The organism is Halobacteriovorax sp. GB3, from assembly GCF_028649655.1.
Classification (GTDB): Bacteria; Bdellovibrionota; Bacteriovoracia; order Bacteriovoracales; family Bacteriovoracaceae; genus BSW11-IV.
Genome location: NZ_JAQSLN010000005.1, coordinates 304,965 through 322,257 on the forward strand (window position 1 = coordinate 304,965; position 17,293 = coordinate 322,257).

The window sequence follows — 17,293 nt, forward strand, 5'->3', positions numbered from 1 at the left end:
GGTGAATGAGAAAATTTAGTTTTAAAGATTTAGACTTCTCAAAATTATATCCTTTTATATTTACGGTCATTCTCGTGGCCATTCTTTTTCAGTACTCTTTTTCTAACTTAGAATCAGTATTTTATGATCTTCGCGTTAAATACGACTTTGGTATAAGCTTTCGCGATAATATCGTCATCGTTACGCTAGATGAGGAAAGTGATAACTTTCTTGGTGAATCTTATCCTTATACATATGCGACTCACAACAGAGTTTTAAAAAGAGTTTTAGATGAAAAGCCACTAGTAATTAATTATCTTGTTCAATTAGATGAGCCAGATTCAGCAAGATCAGAAGCGAATTTAAATAAATTGAAAGCAACGATAAAAGATTTTGTTAAAACAGGTGGTGCCTTTCGGTTTGGTACAAGCTTGGATGCGTGGGGTGAGCAATTACCTCCTGAGCCTTTAAAGGATCTCGGTTTTTCCTTGGCCCTAATCAATGTTGATAATGCTTCATTTGCAAGAGATGACGTTTCTAGAAAAGCGATCCTTAATCATTCAGGTGAAGATACACTTCACTTATGGACGGCTAATGCTTACAGAAGAAGGATTGGACGCTTACCGCTGAAACTAAATGACATAACAGGCGCTTATTATGTCGTTGAAAGCGATGCTACATTCGTTAATTTTAGATATTATACATCGACAGTAGAAGACACTGGTAGAATTAAGAGAATTCCATTTCATAGAGTTGTTGTTGGAAACTTCCCTAAGGGATTGTTTAAAAATAAGATCGTTCTCTTTGGGCCAAGTTATATTTCGAATGCCTCTGATTTTGTTATGACCCCTTATGATCGAGAGAAGTACTCATCTTCAAAAATGAGTGTTCATGGCGCAATTATGCAGTCCCTGATTCAAAATAAAACAATTTTTCAATTACCACGTGCCATTTCTTATTTCATTTCACTCATTCTAGGTCTTGTTCTTGCTTATGTGATCAATCGAATTAAGCCAACTCGTGGACTAGTATTTACTGTATCTACAATAGTCATAGTTATATTGATTTCATATTTAGCCTTCTGTTTGTTTGGAGTCTGGATATACTTGTCACACATTCTCTTAACTATATTCGTTGTCTATTACATATGGGTACCTTTCAGAGCGATTGGAGAATACCAACGTCGATACGCAATTCAGGAAGAAACAAAACTTCTTAAGAAAGTTGAGAATCTAAAGCAGAATTTTATTTCGTTGATGAGTCACGATTTAAAAACACCTGTCGCAAAGATTGCTGGTATCGCAGATGTGGCCATGCATAAGTTTGGTCGTTCAGAGCCTGAAGTGAAACATGAATTTCAAAGAATTATTGAAGCGACAAAAGAATTAAATAAATTTATCACCTCGATTTTAGATTTAACAAAGATCGAATCGCGAAATATTAGTTTGAATAAGACGTCGAAAGATATCAATACAATCATTGATTCAGTCATTGATAACTTAAAATTTGAAGCTGGCCAGAAAAATGTAAAAATAGATAAAGAACTGAGTCCGCTTTATCCAATTCAGGTAGACGTTATATTAATTAACAGAGTTATTTCTAATCTAATTGAAAATGCGATAAAATATTCAGGAGAAAACACTTCTGTTCATGTTCGAAGTTGGGATGATGAACAATGGGTTTATCTTGAAATCAAAGATGATGGAGTAGGTATTCCGCTAGAAGATCTAGAAAATATCTTTGAAAAGTTTTATCGAGTGAAAAATGACCAAAGTCACGTCATTAAGGGAAGTGGTCTTGGTTTATATTTAGTTAAATATTTCGTTGAGTTACATGGAGGGACAATTGAAGCTTCCTCTAAACTTGGTGAAGGGACAACTTTTACGATAAAGCTCATTAATGAATAGGAGAACAATATGTATAGAGTACTTGTAGTTGATGATGACAAAGTCTTGCAGGACAATGTTAAACAAGCACTAGAAATTCACCATTTTAATGTTGATGTTGCTAATAATGGAAAAGAAGCAGTTAGTGCTGTCTATAAAGAGAAGTATGATCTCGTCGTCATGGACGTTAACATGCCTGAGATGGATGGAATTGAAGCTCTCGCTGAAATAAAAAAATATGATCCAACAATCATTGTTCTAATTCTCACAGCATATTCAAACGTTTCTGATGCCGTTAAAGCAGTTAAAGAGGGGGCGTTCAATTATTTAGAAAAGCCAATTTCTAGTGAGAACTTAGTTGCTCTTATCAAAAGGGCTCTTAAGGCCCGTTCACTCGTTGAAACATCAATGTTCTCGGCTCCAACACTTTCTCTTGGTGATGGTAACGATAAATTTGTTGGTGAATCGGATGTCATGAAAAAGGTTTTCAATGTCATCAGTAAGCTCGCTCAAGTTAACACACCTGTATTGATTCGTGGTGAATCAGGAACTGGTAAAGAGCTTGTTGCAAAGGCCATTCACTATAACGGACCTAGAAAAGATGATAAGTTTGTAACGATTAACCTCGCTGCTATTCCTGATAGTCTTATTGAGTCTGAACTTTTTGGACACGAAAAAGGTGCTTTTACAGGAGCTACAGAAAGAAAAATTGGTAAGTTTCAATATGCCGATGGTGGAACAATCTTTCTCGATGAGATTGGAGATATTTCTGGAACGATGCAGGTTAAACTTCTTCGTGTTCTTCAAGAAAAGAGTTTTACACCTGTTGGATCAAATAGAGATATCAAGTGTGATGTTCGTGTCATCGCGGCTTCACATAAGCCATTTGAGAAAATGATTAAAGAGGGAGATTTTAGAGAGGATTTATTTTATCGTCTCAATGTTCTACCTGTTTACTTACCGCCTTTAAGAGAGAGAAAGGATGACATTAACTTTCTAGTTGATTACTACGTAAAATATTTCAACAACCTTCATAACTTAACAATTTCAGAAGTTGCTCCAGATGCCATCGAATTGCTGAAGAATTATTCATGGCCAGGAAATATTAGAGAACTTAGAAATGTTATTGAGCATGCTTTTATTATAGAATCTACTGATATACTAACGGCGAGTTCTCTCCCTGAAACAGTGAGAACAAATAATAATTCATTAAGTAAAGTTCCGGCTCCAGCGCCAGAAGATAGAGATGATGAAAGTATTATTGATTTCGTTGGAATTAAAGAGTCTGTTCTAGACAAAGAAATTAAAGAAGAAGAAAGTAATGATTATAAATTTACTTTTGCTACTGTAAATGACAACAACGAAGTTAAAATGGACTTCCAGGTAGCGAAGGAATTATTTGAAAAACAATTTATAATAGAAGCTTTAAAAGTAAATAATGGAAAGATTAATCAGACGGCACTTAAGGCCAATATTCCTAAGAAGACACTTCTTAGAAAAATTGAGAAGTACGAGATTAATCCAAAAGAATATTACTAGAGGAAGGTAATGGATAGAATTTGGAAAATGACATTGATGATGGTTGGAATCATCTTGGTAGATCAATTTACTAAAGGCTATATTCAGCACGAATATACACTTGGAGAAATTAGACCCGTGATAGATGGTCTTTTCAATCTTACTTATGTTCAAAATAAAGGTGCTGCCTTTGGTTTTGGAGCAAACCATTCTGACTTATTTAGAATCATCATGTTCCTAGTCTTACCGACTGGAGCTTGTTTTTGGCTCATGTATTTAATCTGGCAAACAAGGCATACAGCGCTTTTACTTTGTACATCGTATTCAATGATTTTAGCTGGAGCGATCGGGAATCTCATCGATCGATTTAGTTTGCGATTTGTCGTTGATATGTTTGATTTTTACTATGGCACATGGCACTTTGCTGCTTTTAATGTGGCAGATAGTGCGATTACAGTAGGTGCTATTTTTCTAATTTATGATTTTTTATTTTTAGAGAAAAAGAGAATTGAAAAACAGGAATTAAAAAAGACCTCTTAAAGAGGTCTTTTTTTATGCTTCAGCAGTTTTTGATTCTGCTTGACCTTCTTCTGTTTGCTCTGGCTCGAGACTAATTCCGTAGGACTCGTTTACTTCTTCAAGAGCTTCTTCACTAACGTAAAGTTCTGTCTTCAAAGTTTCATTTCCCCAGGCTATGAAAGCATCATTGTGCTCGTACATTGTGATCGTTTCCCAAGGGCAATCTTGAGAACAGTTTTGGCAACCGATACAACGCGCGAGGTCGATTTCTACCGTTTGACGAAAGGCTGGATTATTTGCATCAGGTCCAGGTACGAGCTCAATAGAGTCTACTGGACAACCTTGGATACATACTTCACAACCAGTACATCCAGATTGGTGAACAACTGCTAGTAATTTCGGTGGTTTTTTCCCTTTTCTTACCGGCTTAAGCCTTGCTGTATGATAAGGGTTCTCAACTAATACTTTTCTTTCTTCGCTCATCAGTCTTCTCTTAGTTTCGCTAAAATTATAGCTTCCATCATAGCTTATTTTCGCTAATGGATAAAGCCTTGAGGTTTTGTAACCTCGTATATATTAGGATATATTTCATATACTTTAAAAAACCGATTTTGGGAATCTAAATAAATTATATTTGCGGGGAACTATGAAAAGTTTAAGGTTTGTGACAGCTGCGAGTCTATTTGACGGTCACGATGTATCAATAAATATCATGAGAAGGCTTCTTCAGGCCAATGGAGCCGAGGTAATTCACCTTGGGCACAATAGATCTGCACAAGAGGTTGTCGATGCAGCCCTTCAAGAAGATGCAAATGCCGTTGCTCTAAGCTCTTATCAGGGTGGGCACAATGAATACTTTGCCTATATTAGAGAGCTTCTTGATGAAGCTGGCGCTACACACGTTAAAATCTTTGGTGGTGGTGGGGGTGTTATTACACCTTCAGAAATTAAGGCCCTACATGAAAAAGGTATTACAAAGATTTATTCACCTGAAGACGGTATGAAATTAGGGCTTCAGGGAATTATCAAAGACATGATCGATAGAGCGAGTTTTTCAACTATTGAAAATGTTGAGTTTATCAATCTAAAGAGTAAGTCTCTTCCAAAGAGTGATATTGCAAGAGTGATCACATATATCGAAGATAATGGTGACCTCCCATTTGAAGTCGATCAAAAGAGTACGCCAGTTCTAGGTATTACTGGGACAGGTGGAGCAGGGAAGTCGTCTTTAATTGATGAAGTCCTTCTTCGATTTCACAGGTCATATAAAGATAAGAAAATTGCCCTTGTCTCTGTTGATCCGACAAAGAAAAAAACTCAGGGAGCACTTCTAGGGGATAGAATTCGTCTTGGTAGTGCTGTTTATGAAAACTTCTATATTAGATCTCTTGCGACAAGAGATTCTAAATCAGAACTATCACCACAGATTAAAAAGGTTGTTTCTTTCTTAAAGTCGCAGGATTTCGATTTAATTATTGTTGAAACTTCTGGTATTGGACAAGCTTCAGATGAAATTACAAAAGTAGCTGATAAGTGTATCTATGTGATGACTCCTGAATATGGGGCTGCATCGCAGTTAGAAAAAATTGAAATGCTTGAGCAAGCTGATTTTATTGTTCTTAATAAATTTGAAAAGCCAAGGTCTGAAGACGCTCTTAGGGATATTAGAAAGCAATACCGTAGAAATACTGGTCTATTTGCAGGGCACCCTGGAAGTCCTACAGATGAAGAGCTACCAGTATTTGGAACAATGGCATCACAATTTAATGATGCTGGTGTAAATGCGCTATTCTTTGAACTTGCAAAGACATTTGACTTTGATGTTAAAGACCTTGAAGAGCTAAAAAAAGAGAGAGTTCCTTCAAATAAAACGAAGATCATACCACCTGAAAGATCACTTTATTTGAGAGAGATCTCTTCTGCTTGTAGAAAATACAATGAAGCAGCTGAAAGAAATGCTGAACTTGTTAAGGATTATGAAGCTCTTCAAAACGTTGCTTTAATGATGCCTGAAAATAAGGATGTTTTAGCGAAGCTTGAAGAAGTAAAAGAAAAAATCCCATCAGATGTTTTCAAAGAGATTGAAGTTTTTGAAAGTGCTGTCGAACAATATAGATCTGGGATTTTTACTTATAAAGTAAGAGATAAAGAGATTAATGTTAAAACAAAATATACATCACTTAGTCACAATGAAATTTCAAAAGTTGGTTTTCCAAATCTCAATTCAACTTATGAAAAATACCGTTATATCAAAAAGACAAACCTTCCTGGACACTTCCCATATGCTGCTGGGATCTTTCCATTTAAGCGAGCAGACGAAGATCCAAAAAGAATGTTTGCAGGAGAAGGTGGACCAACGAGAACGAATAAGCGTTTTCATTACCTTTCTGAAAACGATCCGGCCAAAAGACTTTCAACAGCTTTTGATTCTGTAACTCTCTATGGAGAAGACCCAGATTTAAGGCCTGATATCTTTGGTAAAATTGGTGAAGCTGGTGTTTCTATTGCTACCCTTGATGACATGCAAGAGCTTTTTAAAGGGTTTAAATTAACAGATCCAATGACATCTGTTTCAATGACTATTAATGGTCCGGCTCCAATCATTCTCGCTATGTTTATGAACACCGCTATGAAGCAAGATCTAGAAGGTGATGACTTTTGGGATGAAGAAAAACGTGCCAATGTTATGAGAATGGTAAGGGGGACAGTTCAAGCTGATATCCTAAAAGAAGACCAAGCTCAAAATACATGTATTTTTTCTCTAGAATTTGCTCTTAAGTTAATGGGTGATGTACAGGCATACTTCTGTAAAAATCTTATTAAAAATTATTACACAGTATCGGTTAGTGGATACCATATTGCTGAGGCGGGAGCGAACCCAATTTCGCAAGTTGCTTTCACGTTGGCCAATGGATTTACTTTTGTTGAGTACTACCTTTCTAGAGGAATGAATATCGATGAGTTCAGTGGAAATTTATCATTCTTCTTTAGTAATGGATTAGACCCTGAGTATACTGTTATTGGAAGGGTTGCCAGAAAAATTTGGGCCGTAGCGATGAGAGATAAATACGGTGCAAGTAAGAAGTCTCAAATGTTTAAATATCACGTTCAAACATCTGGGCGCTCACTGCATGCTCAAGAAATCGACTTCAATGATATTAGAACAACACTACAAGCTTTCCTTGCTCTAAGTGACAATTGCAACTCACTTCATACAAATGCATACGATGAAGCTATTACAACTCCTACTGAAGAGTCTGTAAGAAGAGCAATGGCGATTCAGATGATTATCAATAGAGAATTTGGGCTTAATAAAACAGATAATCCTCTTCAAGGTTCTTACATCTACGAAGAATTATCAGAAATCGTTGAAGAAGCTATTCTGGCAGAGTTTGAAAGAATTTCTGATAAAGGTGGTGTTCTAGGTGCAATGGAATCGATGTATCAACGTGGAAAGATCCAAGATGAGTCTCTTTATTATGAAACATTGAAAGACAATGGTGAGTTACCGATTATCGGTGTAAATACTTACATTGCAGATAATATTGATGAGCAATTAAATCAAGAGATTGAACTTTCAAGATGTTCTGATGAAGAGAAGAAGGATCAGATCAATCGTCTTGAAGAATTTAAAAAGAGAAATTCGAAAGAGTCTAAAGAGGCCCTTGAAACTTTAAAAGAAGTTGCCTTAAGTGGTGGAAATATTTTCGAAGAGCTTCTTAAAACAGTTAATTACTGTTCTTTAGGCGAGATTACTGGTGTCCTTTATGAGATCGGTGGTCGTTATAGAAGGAATATGTAATGACTAAAAAATCAAAAGTTTATACAAGAACTGGTGATAAAGGAACTACGGGACTCGTTGGAGGGTCCCGCATTTCTAAAGGTGAAGATTTAATTGACCTCTATGGTGAGGTTGATGAATTGAACTCACACTTAGGATATGCCATCTGTCTTAATAAAGAAGAAGAGCTCAATAGTTTTTTTAAAAAGATCCAAGTTAAACTTTTTGATTTAGGTAGCAATCTTGCTTGCGAGCAAGATAAGCGATTGCAATTCAAGTTACCTCAGATTTCTGAAGAGGATATTAAAGAATTAGAAAGTGAAATTGACCGCCTTGACTCTACCCTTGAGCCATTAAAATACTTTGTCTTACCTGGTGGAGATAAAGGTGCTACTTATTTCCATGTTTGCCGAACTGTTTGCCGTCGAATTGAGAGAAAACTCGTTAAAAGGCAAGAGGATGCAAATGATTTACCATCTAATTCAACTCAATATATGAATAGGTTGTCGGATTATTTCTTTGTTGTCTCTCGATATTTAAATAAAGAGTCTGGAGAGAAAGAGAATTACTGGATACCTAATTCGTAATTACTTTTTAAACAAAGAAAGAATCTTATTTTTAATACCTGTTGATTCTTCATCTTCGTCTTCTTCTTTTTTTAATTTTCTCTTTTTTGTTTTTTCTTGAACCTGTGGTTTCTTGCGTTCAATTTTAATCATGCGAGTTTGACCACTTGATTCCTCAAGATCGAAAAAGTTCTCGCTAATCCTTCCTGAGGACTTCTCATTTTCTTCTTTCTTGATGGCAGTTTCTTCTTTAAGAGTTGTCGCTTCAGATTGATTAGGCTTTAAAACTTTTACTTCAGTCTTTTGTCTACGCTCTTGCTTCATAACAAGAGTTGCATGTTCAGATGACTGTCTATCAAGACCGGTGCTTAAGTTGATTGGATTATGATTAACTTCAATTCTATCCATTTCACCTTTCGTGAGCTTTGCTTTATCGATCATGATCTTAACATTAGGACCAATTGTAATGATATCATTAACTCGAAAACGAGATTCTAAGACAGAGTTTTGATTGAGATAAGTTCCATTTGTTGAACCGAGGTCTTTGACAAGAACAGATCCATTTTCAGAAACTTTCAGAGCAAGGTGCTGGCCACTTACATGAGAATCAGTAAGCTTGATATCACTTTTACTAGAACGCCCAATAATGCGCGATTTTCTATCAATGTTCAGAGTGAATTTGTTCTCACCCTCTGATATCAAAATAATAATTGCCATTTAAACCTCATTCTAAATACTTATCGTAGATTATCATAAATAATTGAGGATTTTCTCTTTAGTTTTCTTTAATATTATATTGTGATAAATGAGTTAAAATAGAATTAATTCTTTTAAAAATAGGGGTCATTCTATGAGTGATACAAAAATAATTGAAATTACTGAAAAAGCTGTTGAGCAAATCGCCAAAATTTTTAGCGATCAAGAGAATTCTGAAGAAAAAGGCGTTCGTCTTGGCGTTGTCGGTGGTGGTTGTTCAGGTCTTTCATACAAAATAGATTTTGATTACAAGAAAGAGAAAGATAACGTTCTAGAATTTGAAACTTTTAATGTATTCATTGATCCTAAGTCATCTATTTACCTTAAGGGTGTCGTTTTAGATTTTAAAGATGGTCTTCAAGGTAAGGGATTTGTCTTTCAAAACCCAAATGCTACAAACACTTGTGGTTGTGGTGAATCATTTTCAGTCTAATTACTAAGGAATCAATGTGTCTTTAGAAAGTCGTCTAGCTGGTGGCCAGTTTTGGCTGCAAAACTATGCTGTTCTCGAAGTTAAAGGTGAAGATAGATCTCGCTATATGCAAGGTCAGCTCACTCAAGATGTTGAATCATTAAAAGACGGACAAGGAACACTTGCTACACGTCTTACGAATAAAGGAAAACTAGTCAGTTTTTTCTTTTATGTTCGTTCTAAAGACTTTGACTATATCGTCGTTGAGAAAGGTCTTGTAGAAATAACAAAAAGTGATCTCGAAAAATTTATTATCATGGATGACGTTGAGATTGAAGTTGCCGATCTTAAAATTCTTGCGGAAGTAGGAACATGCGCTCTTTTGAGTAAGCACGATCAGTCTTTTGAATTGAACTTATTTGAAGAACCAGGAAAGTTGTCTTTTTATCAAGAGTCATTTGAATTAAAAAATGAATTAAGTTTCGAAGAGCAGGAAAGCTATAGGTTTTTTTCATGTTTTCCTAAATGGGACTACAATGTCGATAATTCGCAATTTATTAACGATTCGCGATTAAATGAATTAGCAATTAGTTATAAGAAAGGATGTTTTCTTGGACAGGAAACTGTTGCTAAAATTAATAACAATCGTGGTGCATCTTATTACCCTTGTTTTTTAAAAATTGAAAATGTGCAGTTTGATCATTCGAAATTTTTACCTTTTCAAGTTAATGACAGAAAAGGCGGAACTTATTATGGACATCAAAGATTAGGTGAGGATGTTTATTTAGAAGTTTCTCTTTTTAGAGAATTTAGAGTTCAGGGAAAAAAGTTAGAATTTGAATTAGATGGTAAAACTTATCATGGTGAAGTTTGCTATGCACCTTTTTATGGCACGTACTGTTCCACAGAAAAGTCCAAAGAATATTATGAAAAAGCTGTAGAATTGTTTCAAGCTGATAAAGAGGAAGAAGCTCTTCAGTTACTTGAAGCATCTGTCTTACTAGACTCGCAATTTGCTGATGCTTATGAAGTCATGGGTGTAATATTAGGTCGTCATCATCGCTATGATGAAGGTATTCAATTTATGGATAAGCTTTTAGAAGTAGATCCAACTTCTGTCATGGCCCATACAAATAAGTCTCTTTATTTGATGAAGCTAGGAAAAATTGAAGAAGCTGAGGAAGAAAAAAGTAAGGCAACAGTTAAGACATTTGAGAAATTTGGTGCCGAAGCGCAAGCCAAGAGAAGAGCAAAAGAAGAAGAAGAGGCCAAGAAAGCGGATATCGAAAGACGAGAAGGGATGTTTCTTCAAGTTTTAGAATTAGATGCTGATGATACTCTTGCTAATTATGGGCTTGCTGACATTGCCTTCTATAGAGAGCAATATGATCAAGTTGAAAAATATATTGAAATCGTCTTAGAGCAAGATCCTAAATATTCAAATGCTTATTTACTCTTAGGTAAAGCACTTGTTGAGTTAAAGAAAAATGAAAGGGCCATTGAGATCTTTGAAAAAGGTATTGAGGTTTCATCCAAGAACGGTGATTTGATGCCGGCCAATGCCATGCAGGCGAAATTAAATGAGCTTAAACGTTAAGATTTAAGCTCATAATGTTTTCTTTGTTCTCTTAAGTGTTCTGCTAGCTCATTAAGTTCTTTAGAAGCATCTACATGATGTTGATTGAGGTAGCTAAATGTTTGACCGACTCTTTCTTTCATTTCATTAACGAGTTGATAGATTGATTGAATCAGTTCATTTCCTTCATCTGTTACTTTTTCATTGTCGTAGGCGTGAGAAAGATCCTCTACACAATAAGTGAGCATGAGGTATTCCTCAACTGCACGTTTTTTGATTTTAAGTAATTCGTCATCACTAAATTGATGTATTCCTTCAAGCTTACCCTCTTCAATTGCTAAGTCGAGGTCGTGAAAAAGTTTTAAGGCCCAGAAGAATGTAAAACAAGCGTGATAAATTCCTCTTACTGGTCTTAGTGCTCTTCTCCATGGGCTGTAGTAGATCTTGTCATCGTCTTCATTTAGTAATTCTGAATAATTAAGAAATGTATTGAGATAGTGGTGGCCGTTTTCGTGAAGAAGGTCATCCATGAGATCTACAAAGTCTCTATCAAACATATTGATTGAAGAAAACCCTGGTAGTGATTGCATAGAATAGCTAACGATCCCTGTTTCATTAACTGGAACGAGAGAGTGTGTGAAACTTAAAAATGTATCTAAAAGACCTTCAGAAGAAGCTTCAATAATATTAAGCGCCTTGAGAGTGTCTGCTTTAAATTGTTCGAGATTTTCTTTTCCTTTATTACAACTCGGTAGAAGATATACTTTCTTGCCTTTGAGTTTAATAAAACTATCGTTAGATAGAAGAGGAACTTCAAATAGGTCTGTATTGATTTCTACTTCGATTCCAGACTTGTTTGAGAAGATTCTCTTAAGTGCGATATTTGGAAAAATATCTGATGGTTCTTCAAAGTCTGCCATTTTATGAGACTCACCAATATAGAGTCTCTCCTCATTATCACCAATTTCGGGAATCGCATTATAAAGAATGACGTCTTTAAGATTCGGTTCTTGGTTGCTGATATGAAGGTAGTAGAAAGATAGAATTTGATTTTCAAGTAAAGTGAGTAGGTGAGCTGAGGCTTCGATAATATTGTTATTTTCATCGAGCATTTCTAGAAAGCTCTGTGCCATTTCAGAATCATTCCAAAAATTGAATAATTCATCTTCTGCTTCAGAAAATTCAAACTCTTCATTTCGTTCTGTTTCAAGAATCTCTTCATGAAGTTGAACAACATAGATTAGATTTTCTAGAAGAGTCGACCAGTAAAATTTTAAAGGTGTATAAGACTCTAATTTATTATCCTTAACTAATTCCTTAAGTGCTTGAAGAAACTCAGCAGATAGATGCTCAGTTGTGTAACCAGCAAGCATGTCCTCTCTTATATCCTGAATCAATTCAGCATAAGACATCATTACATTTTGTTTAATCGTTCCATGAAATTCTTTAGAACAAATGTTTTTTGAAGTAATCATGTGGAAATCTCTTGGGAAAGAAGGAAGGAAGTATAAATGGCTGGGATGGCCGGATTCGAACCGGCGACCAATAGATTAACAGTCTACTGCGCTACCGCTGCGCCACATCCCAACTATTTATGAGTAATTGTTATAAGTGTTTTTTTGATTGTTGTCTAGCCCCTTTTTTTAAAAAAAATGCGTAAATACAACTTGTTGTCAGGCATATACCCGATAAAAAAGCTCAAGATTTTTATGATACTGACCGATAATAGTATTAGAAATCTAAAAGGATTGATAATGGCAGCAGCTCAAAATCTTCTCATGGATCTCTTAAGGATCTTAACTCCTGAAGAAATCAATAAGTTAACCTCATCTTCTGAAGGCGATAAGAGAGTTTCGCTTACAGATATGATGAACTTACGTGCAACTGGAGAAGAAATTGATTTTAGCGATAAGGCCAATATGGCAAAAATCCTTCCTTTTAAAAGAAAAGATGAAGCTGATGGTGAAGCTGAGGATAGTGAAATTTTTGCAGGAAAAGACTGTGTTGAATATATTGCTCAGCACTATTTAAAAAGAGAACTCAACGATAATTTGGTTGATAAAGAAACCGGTCAAACGGTTGAGACATCTCACTTTATTTTAAATGAGAAAAAGCGATTTACTTATTCCCAGTCTAAGCTGAAAGGGAGTGAGGTTTTAAAGCTTTATCAAAAAAATAGTGTCGTAGATATTGAGCAAGAGAAAAAGCTTAAAGATGATCTTTCAAAGTCTGCGCAAACTGGTGTTCTTGTAAATAAGAGACAATTCTAAAAAAAGGCCCTCTTATAAAGAGGGCCAAATATCTTAGTCCATAAGACCAGGGACAGAATCTAATGTTTCGGTAAAATCATTATCGACTTCCAGTGAAGCTAGCTGATAAACACATGAATCGATTGTTGTAACAGCGGCAGGATGGTAGTTCCCAGAATTTTTAACACCACCAAATGGTAGCTTAGCACTTGCCCCAACTGTTGATCTATTTCTGTTACAGAGACCTGCATCAATATCGATCAAACATTTTTCAAAAATACTATCGTCTTTAGTAAATACAGATGAAGCTAGGCCATATTCTGTTTTATTGGCCATCTCAATCGCTTCTTCAATATCTGTGTAAGGAATAAATGTATTGTTTGGACCAAAAATTTCACTCGCAAGAAAGTGACTATTATCATCCCATTTTTCAGCGAAATGAATTGATGGAGAAACAAAGTATCCTTTTGTATCTCTTTCAAGTTGCTTACCGCGCATGATTTCTTCAAGACCTTCGCGTTTAGCCATTCCTTGGAAAAGTAAATATTGATCAAGTGATCTTTGGTCAATGAGAGGTCCCATGAATGGTTTAACTTCTTCATTGAGAGGATGATCAACAATGATTCTCTTAGCAAGGTCATGAAAACGAGAAATGAATTCGTCTTTAAGCGAGTCGTGAATCAGTGTTATAGCTGTTGAAGTACATCTTTGACCTGTTGTAAGAAAAGAAGCCTTTAACAACTCAACAAGTGCGTGCTCAATATCTGCATCAGAGTGGATGATTGTTGGGTTCTTCCCACCAAGTTCTAGTGAAACTTGTTTACCAAGATCTTTGTGCGTTTGTTCAACAATCTTAAGGCCGACTTCTTTTGATCCAGTAAAGAAAACACCCTTGATATTTTTTTCTTTTAAAATTCTACGTGCAATCTCACCGTCACCTTGAATCAAGTTTAGAACGCCTTTTGGAAATCCTGCTTCAACTAGACATTCAAACATTAGTTGAGCGCTGTAGCACGTTTTCTCTGAAGGTTTGAAAATAATTGAGTTCCCTGCAATAAGACAACTTAGGATCTGTCCGTTTGCCAGGTGACAAGGAAAATTAAATGGACCAATGATCAGAGATGGACCAATTGGTTTATAGATTACATTCCCTTCTGTGTGGGCCATGATCTCCGGATAATTTTTCGTGTTGATTCTTGGTAGGGAGTCACTAATTGTAACATCTACTTTAGAAGCGAGAGCACCAGCTTCTGTACGTGCTTCCCACAATGGCTTTCCTGCTTCAAGAGCAATTGCTGTTGCAATCTCCTCTTTTTTAGCAATAACCATTTCTTTATATCTTCTTAGAATTTCAATTCTTTTTTCTAGGGGTGTTTTTCTCCAAACTTTGAAACCTTCATTAGCCGATTCGATAATGGCATCGACATGGCGGTATTCAACAGGACATTCCCATAATGTTTTCTCAGTATCGGCAGGACATTCTCTTACAATGATTTTGTCCGCGCGGTTGGTTCCGTTCGTTTCAACTTGATGAAATTCGCCGTGAAAGTAGTTACCTTTGAGTTGCATATAAAATCCTTTTAAATAAATGTTAAATTTACTTCTAGACTGTCGTCGAGATCAAATTCTGATTGATAGTCTTTTGAAATAAAATATTTGCCATCTTCTGTGATTGAAACTTCTGTGCAAACTGATAAGAACTTATGCTCTTTCGAAGGTAATTGTATCAGAGCTAACTTTTTATTCTTTTCATCTAGCTTGTCGCTAAAAGAAATGGTGTTCTTTTCAATATTTTTAACGACAGAAACTTCATTAAGTTCAGCACGATAGTGAGGTCCACCATCAAAAGGGTCAACTTCTTCAGTATAGTTAAAACCAATTTTCTCGAGCATCTTCTTAACTGGAATCGTATCTTTACCAACTTTTCCAATAGCATTTCTTGCTTCAATAGGGAGGAGTGTTTCATAGATAATTCCAGAAGGCCAAAGGCTTAAAATAAACTCTTTGTTGCTTCTGCTGAGAATGTCGGCATCATGATATTCCATATTGAGAAATCTTCTACCAATCGCTTCCCAAAGTGGAGAGCGACCATCTTTATCAAATGGAGGCATAAGTTCAGAGTGAATAGTGCTCTTGAATTGCTTTTGATTTAATCCCATATAAAGAAAACGAACGAATGAAAGTTGCTTTCCTAATTTATTTGGGTTGCTTCTATATTCTGGATCAAGAATTAAACCACCGATTTCTGTCGGTCCGTTAGTATCGTGACCAAGCTTCAAAGTACCGTGTATGAAACCAGTATTAATAGAACGAGAGAATTTGTTTTCCTGACTTACTTTTAAAAAGAAGTGAGGTTCATCTTCTGTTCCATGTTGGGCATGAATCATTGAGCAGCCAATAACAGATTTTTTTTCCACATCTTCTAAAACAAAGATGTAGTGATTTTCAGCGAGATCTTTTGACGGATTCTCAAAAGCTAGAATAGAGCTTTTAATTTTCGCTTCAATAATGTCTCTATCTTGAGGCAGGTTGATAAAAACGTAATGCTGACTCAAGGCAAATAAATCATCTAAATCTTTTAAAGAAGCTGGTCTAAGCAAAAACATTGAAACTCCTATAAAACTTCTGCAGCCGTCTTTTCGATAATAGAAAAGATCTCATCAATATGCTCATCTGTTAGAGCAAGTGGAAGCAGAAATCTAACTCTTACAGGATCTTTACCCGCTAAGAATGAAACGATTCCATTTTCAAAAAGTTTCTTGATGAAAGCAGATGTTGTTTCTTTAGAAGCATCGCCAACTTCAAAAGAGATCATTGTTCCAACTCCACCAGCATAACCAATTTTATCTTTGCAAGTTGTGTTTCCAAGGTGGTTCAGTTTAGAGATAAACTTCTCTTCTAATTGTTGAATCCTACCATTTTCTCCATAGAAATTACCTTCTGTTAAATAACGAACAATCTTATTACCAGCATTAAGTGCAGCAATAGAACCATTAAATGTACCAGCGATTAGACCAGGTTTTGGATTCAACTCTTCTGTAAAGAACGTTCCACAAGCTTGAAGAGCTTTTCCTGTTGTTACAATATCAACGTATTGATCTAATCCAAAGTGTTGGAAAGCAAATAGTTCTCTCGTTCTAGCGAATGACTGAACTTCATCAACCCAGATATAGAGACCGTTTTCCTTGGCCCACTTAAATACACCTTCATAATATTCTTTTGTTCCATAAACAAAACCAGCTTCACCCTGAACAAGTTCAAGCATGATGGCACAGTGTTGATTAGGATACTCTTTTACAACTTCTTTTAGAGCGTTAAGAGTTTTATCAAGCGCATTTTCTGGATCTGTATGATCAAAGTGAGGAACGTGATCAACTTTGATCGATGAAGGCATACCTTCTCGATAGGCTGCATTATAAGTAATATCTTGCGTTGCAATACTTCTTCCTGCAAAAGCTTTTTGAAAAGCAATGAGTCTATAGTTTGGAGCTTTCTTTTGCCATAGCATTTTAAGAGCAGAGTCATTAGCAAATGAACCCGATCCAGCAAACCAGAAATGCTTTAAGCGTGATCCTTTAACAGAATCAATAAGTGTCTTAGAAAGTTCATATGGCTCAAGATGTGAAAGTAAGTTCCCACACATCATCACGTCGTTTGTCGCTGCCTCAAGGTGAGCTTTGATATAAAGTGGGTGCGAGTGTCCTAAAAGATTTGGTCCAATCGCTCCAATTAAATCATACTTTACTGAACCATCAATGATTTCAGTAAAAGGTCCGTGTCCTCTTCCTGATGCCATGTAATTGAAAAAGAAACCTCTACCTTTGTAACCTTCATATTCCTTAAGCACTTCTTCAGTAAGATGTTTCTTGTCTTCATCGGCTGGCTTAACGGCCATGACTTTCTGTTGTTCTTTAAGAATTTCAGAAAAAAGCTTATTAGAAAGCTCTTGTATTTCGTTTGAATGAACTCCGTGAATCATATGTCTTTCCCTTTTGTTGTTGCTAGGTCAAATGTTCTTTTTTCGCAAAGCCTTGCTAAAAAGATATCATTA

General features: G+C 35.8%; 14 protein-coding genes and 1 tRNA gene. 8 read left to right on the plus strand and 7 right to left on the minus strand.

Translation table 11 applies throughout. The annotated features are described in order from the left end of the window. The first annotated feature begins 5 nt into the window (after window positions 1-5). The 3 genes from HBN50_RS16925 to lspA are packed head-to-tail and all read left to right on the plus strand — an operon-like array spanning window position 6 to window position 3,923. Window positions 6-1,886 carry a CHASE2 and HATPase_c domain-containing protein gene (locus HBN50_RS16925; RefSeq protein WP_273872012.1) on the plus strand — a complete coding sequence of 627 codons (1,881 nt, stop codon included), beginning with the start codon at window positions 6-8 and terminating at the stop codon, window positions 1,884-1,886. A 9-nt stretch (window positions 1,887-1,895) separates the two neighbouring features. Beyond that, the gene (locus HBN50_RS16930; RefSeq protein ID WP_273872013.1) at window positions 1,896-3,404 is read left to right on the plus strand and encodes a sigma-54-dependent transcriptional regulator; all 1,509 of its coding nucleotides are present in this window, start codon (window positions 1,896-1,898) and stop codon (window positions 3,402-3,404) included. 9 nt (window positions 3,405-3,413) lie between these two features. Continuing rightward, window positions 3,414-3,923 carry a signal peptidase II gene (gene lspA, locus HBN50_RS16935; RefSeq protein WP_273872015.1) on the plus strand — a complete coding sequence of 170 codons (510 nt, stop codon included), beginning with the start codon at window positions 3,414-3,416 and terminating at the stop codon, window positions 3,921-3,923. A 12-nt stretch (window positions 3,924-3,935) separates the two neighbouring features. On the opposite strand, the gene HBN50_RS16940 is transcribed toward lspA, so the two are convergent. After that, complete coding sequence (locus HBN50_RS16940) at window positions 3,936-4,385, minus strand: indolepyruvate ferredoxin oxidoreductase subunit alpha (protein WP_273872017.1); 450 nt, start codon at window positions 4,383-4,385, stop codon at window positions 3,936-3,938. Between the two features lie 163 nt (window positions 4,386-4,548). Between HBN50_RS16940 and icmF the strand changes: the two genes are divergently transcribed. Both icmF and HBN50_RS16950 read left to right on the plus strand, forming a co-directional pair. Continuing rightward, a complete protein-coding gene (icmF, locus tag HBN50_RS16945) occupies window positions 4,549-7,704 on the plus strand; it encodes a fused isobutyryl-CoA mutase/GTPase IcmF (protein WP_273872020.1) in 3,156 nt (1,051 codons plus the stop codon). Further along, window positions 7,704-8,270, plus strand: a complete 567-nt coding sequence (locus HBN50_RS16950) for a cob(I)yrinic acid a,c-diamide adenosyltransferase (protein WP_273872022.1) — start codon at window positions 7,704-7,706, stop codon at window positions 8,268-8,270. The genes icmF and HBN50_RS16950 overlap by 1 nt, the downstream gene beginning before the upstream one ends. Here HBN50_RS16950 and HBN50_RS16955 read toward each other — a convergent pair whose 3' ends face one another. Continuing rightward, complete coding sequence (locus HBN50_RS16955; protein WP_273872024.1) at window positions 8,271-8,966, minus strand: FHA domain-containing protein; 696 nt, start codon at window positions 8,964-8,966, stop codon at window positions 8,271-8,273. It abuts the gene before it with no gap. 133 nt (window positions 8,967-9,099) lie between these two features. Here HBN50_RS16955 and HBN50_RS16960 point away from each other — a divergent pair, with 133 nt between their 5' ends. Beyond that, window positions 9,100-9,438 carry a HesB/IscA family protein gene (locus tag HBN50_RS16960; protein ID WP_273872026.1) on the plus strand — a complete coding sequence of 113 codons (339 nt, stop codon included), beginning with the start codon at window positions 9,100-9,102 and terminating at the stop codon, window positions 9,436-9,438. A 16-nt stretch (window positions 9,439-9,454) separates the two neighbouring features. Then, the gene (locus HBN50_RS16965; protein ID WP_273872029.1) at window positions 9,455-11,014 is read left to right on the plus strand and encodes a tetratricopeptide repeat protein; all 1,560 of its coding nucleotides are present in this window, start codon (window positions 9,455-9,457) and stop codon (window positions 11,012-11,014) included. On the opposite strand, the gene HBN50_RS16970 is transcribed toward HBN50_RS16965, so the two are convergent. Continuing rightward, window positions 11,011-12,468 (minus strand): aKG-HExxH-type peptide beta-hydroxylase, encoded by a 1,458-nt coding sequence (locus tag HBN50_RS16970; RefSeq protein WP_273872030.1) that lies wholly within the window; start codon window positions 12,466-12,468, stop codon window positions 11,011-11,013. The genes HBN50_RS16965 and HBN50_RS16970 overlap by 4 nt on opposite strands. 37 nt (window positions 12,469-12,505) lie before the next feature. Further along, a tRNA-Asn gene (locus tag HBN50_RS16975) sits at window positions 12,506-12,580 on the minus strand. Between the two features lie 167 nt (window positions 12,581-12,747). On the opposite strand from HBN50_RS16975, the gene HBN50_RS16980 reads away from it, so the two are divergent. Further along, window positions 12,748-13,263 carry a hypothetical protein gene (locus HBN50_RS16980; protein WP_273872032.1) on the plus strand — a complete coding sequence of 172 codons (516 nt, stop codon included), beginning with the start codon at window positions 12,748-12,750 and terminating at the stop codon, window positions 13,261-13,263. Between the two features lie 33 nt (window positions 13,264-13,296). Here HBN50_RS16980 and HBN50_RS16985 read toward each other — a convergent pair whose 3' ends face one another. From HBN50_RS16985 to HBN50_RS16995, 3 genes are read right to left on the minus strand one after another with little or no spacing between them, the layout of a single operon-like run. Next, the gene (locus HBN50_RS16985; RefSeq protein ID WP_273872036.1) at window positions 13,297-14,811 is read right to left on the minus strand and encodes an aldehyde dehydrogenase family protein; all 1,515 of its coding nucleotides are present in this window, start codon (window positions 14,809-14,811) and stop codon (window positions 13,297-13,299) included. 11 nt (window positions 14,812-14,822) lie between these two features. After that, the gene (locus HBN50_RS16990; protein WP_273872038.1) at window positions 14,823-15,848 is read right to left on the minus strand and encodes an arginine N-succinyltransferase; all 1,026 of its coding nucleotides are present in this window, start codon (window positions 15,846-15,848) and stop codon (window positions 14,823-14,825) included. 8 nt (window positions 15,849-15,856) lie between these two features. Beyond that, a complete protein-coding gene (locus HBN50_RS16995; RefSeq protein WP_273872040.1) occupies window positions 15,857-17,221 on the minus strand; it encodes an aminotransferase class III-fold pyridoxal phosphate-dependent enzyme in 1,365 nt (454 codons plus the stop codon). Between the last annotated feature and the right edge of the window lie 72 nt (window positions 17,222-17,293).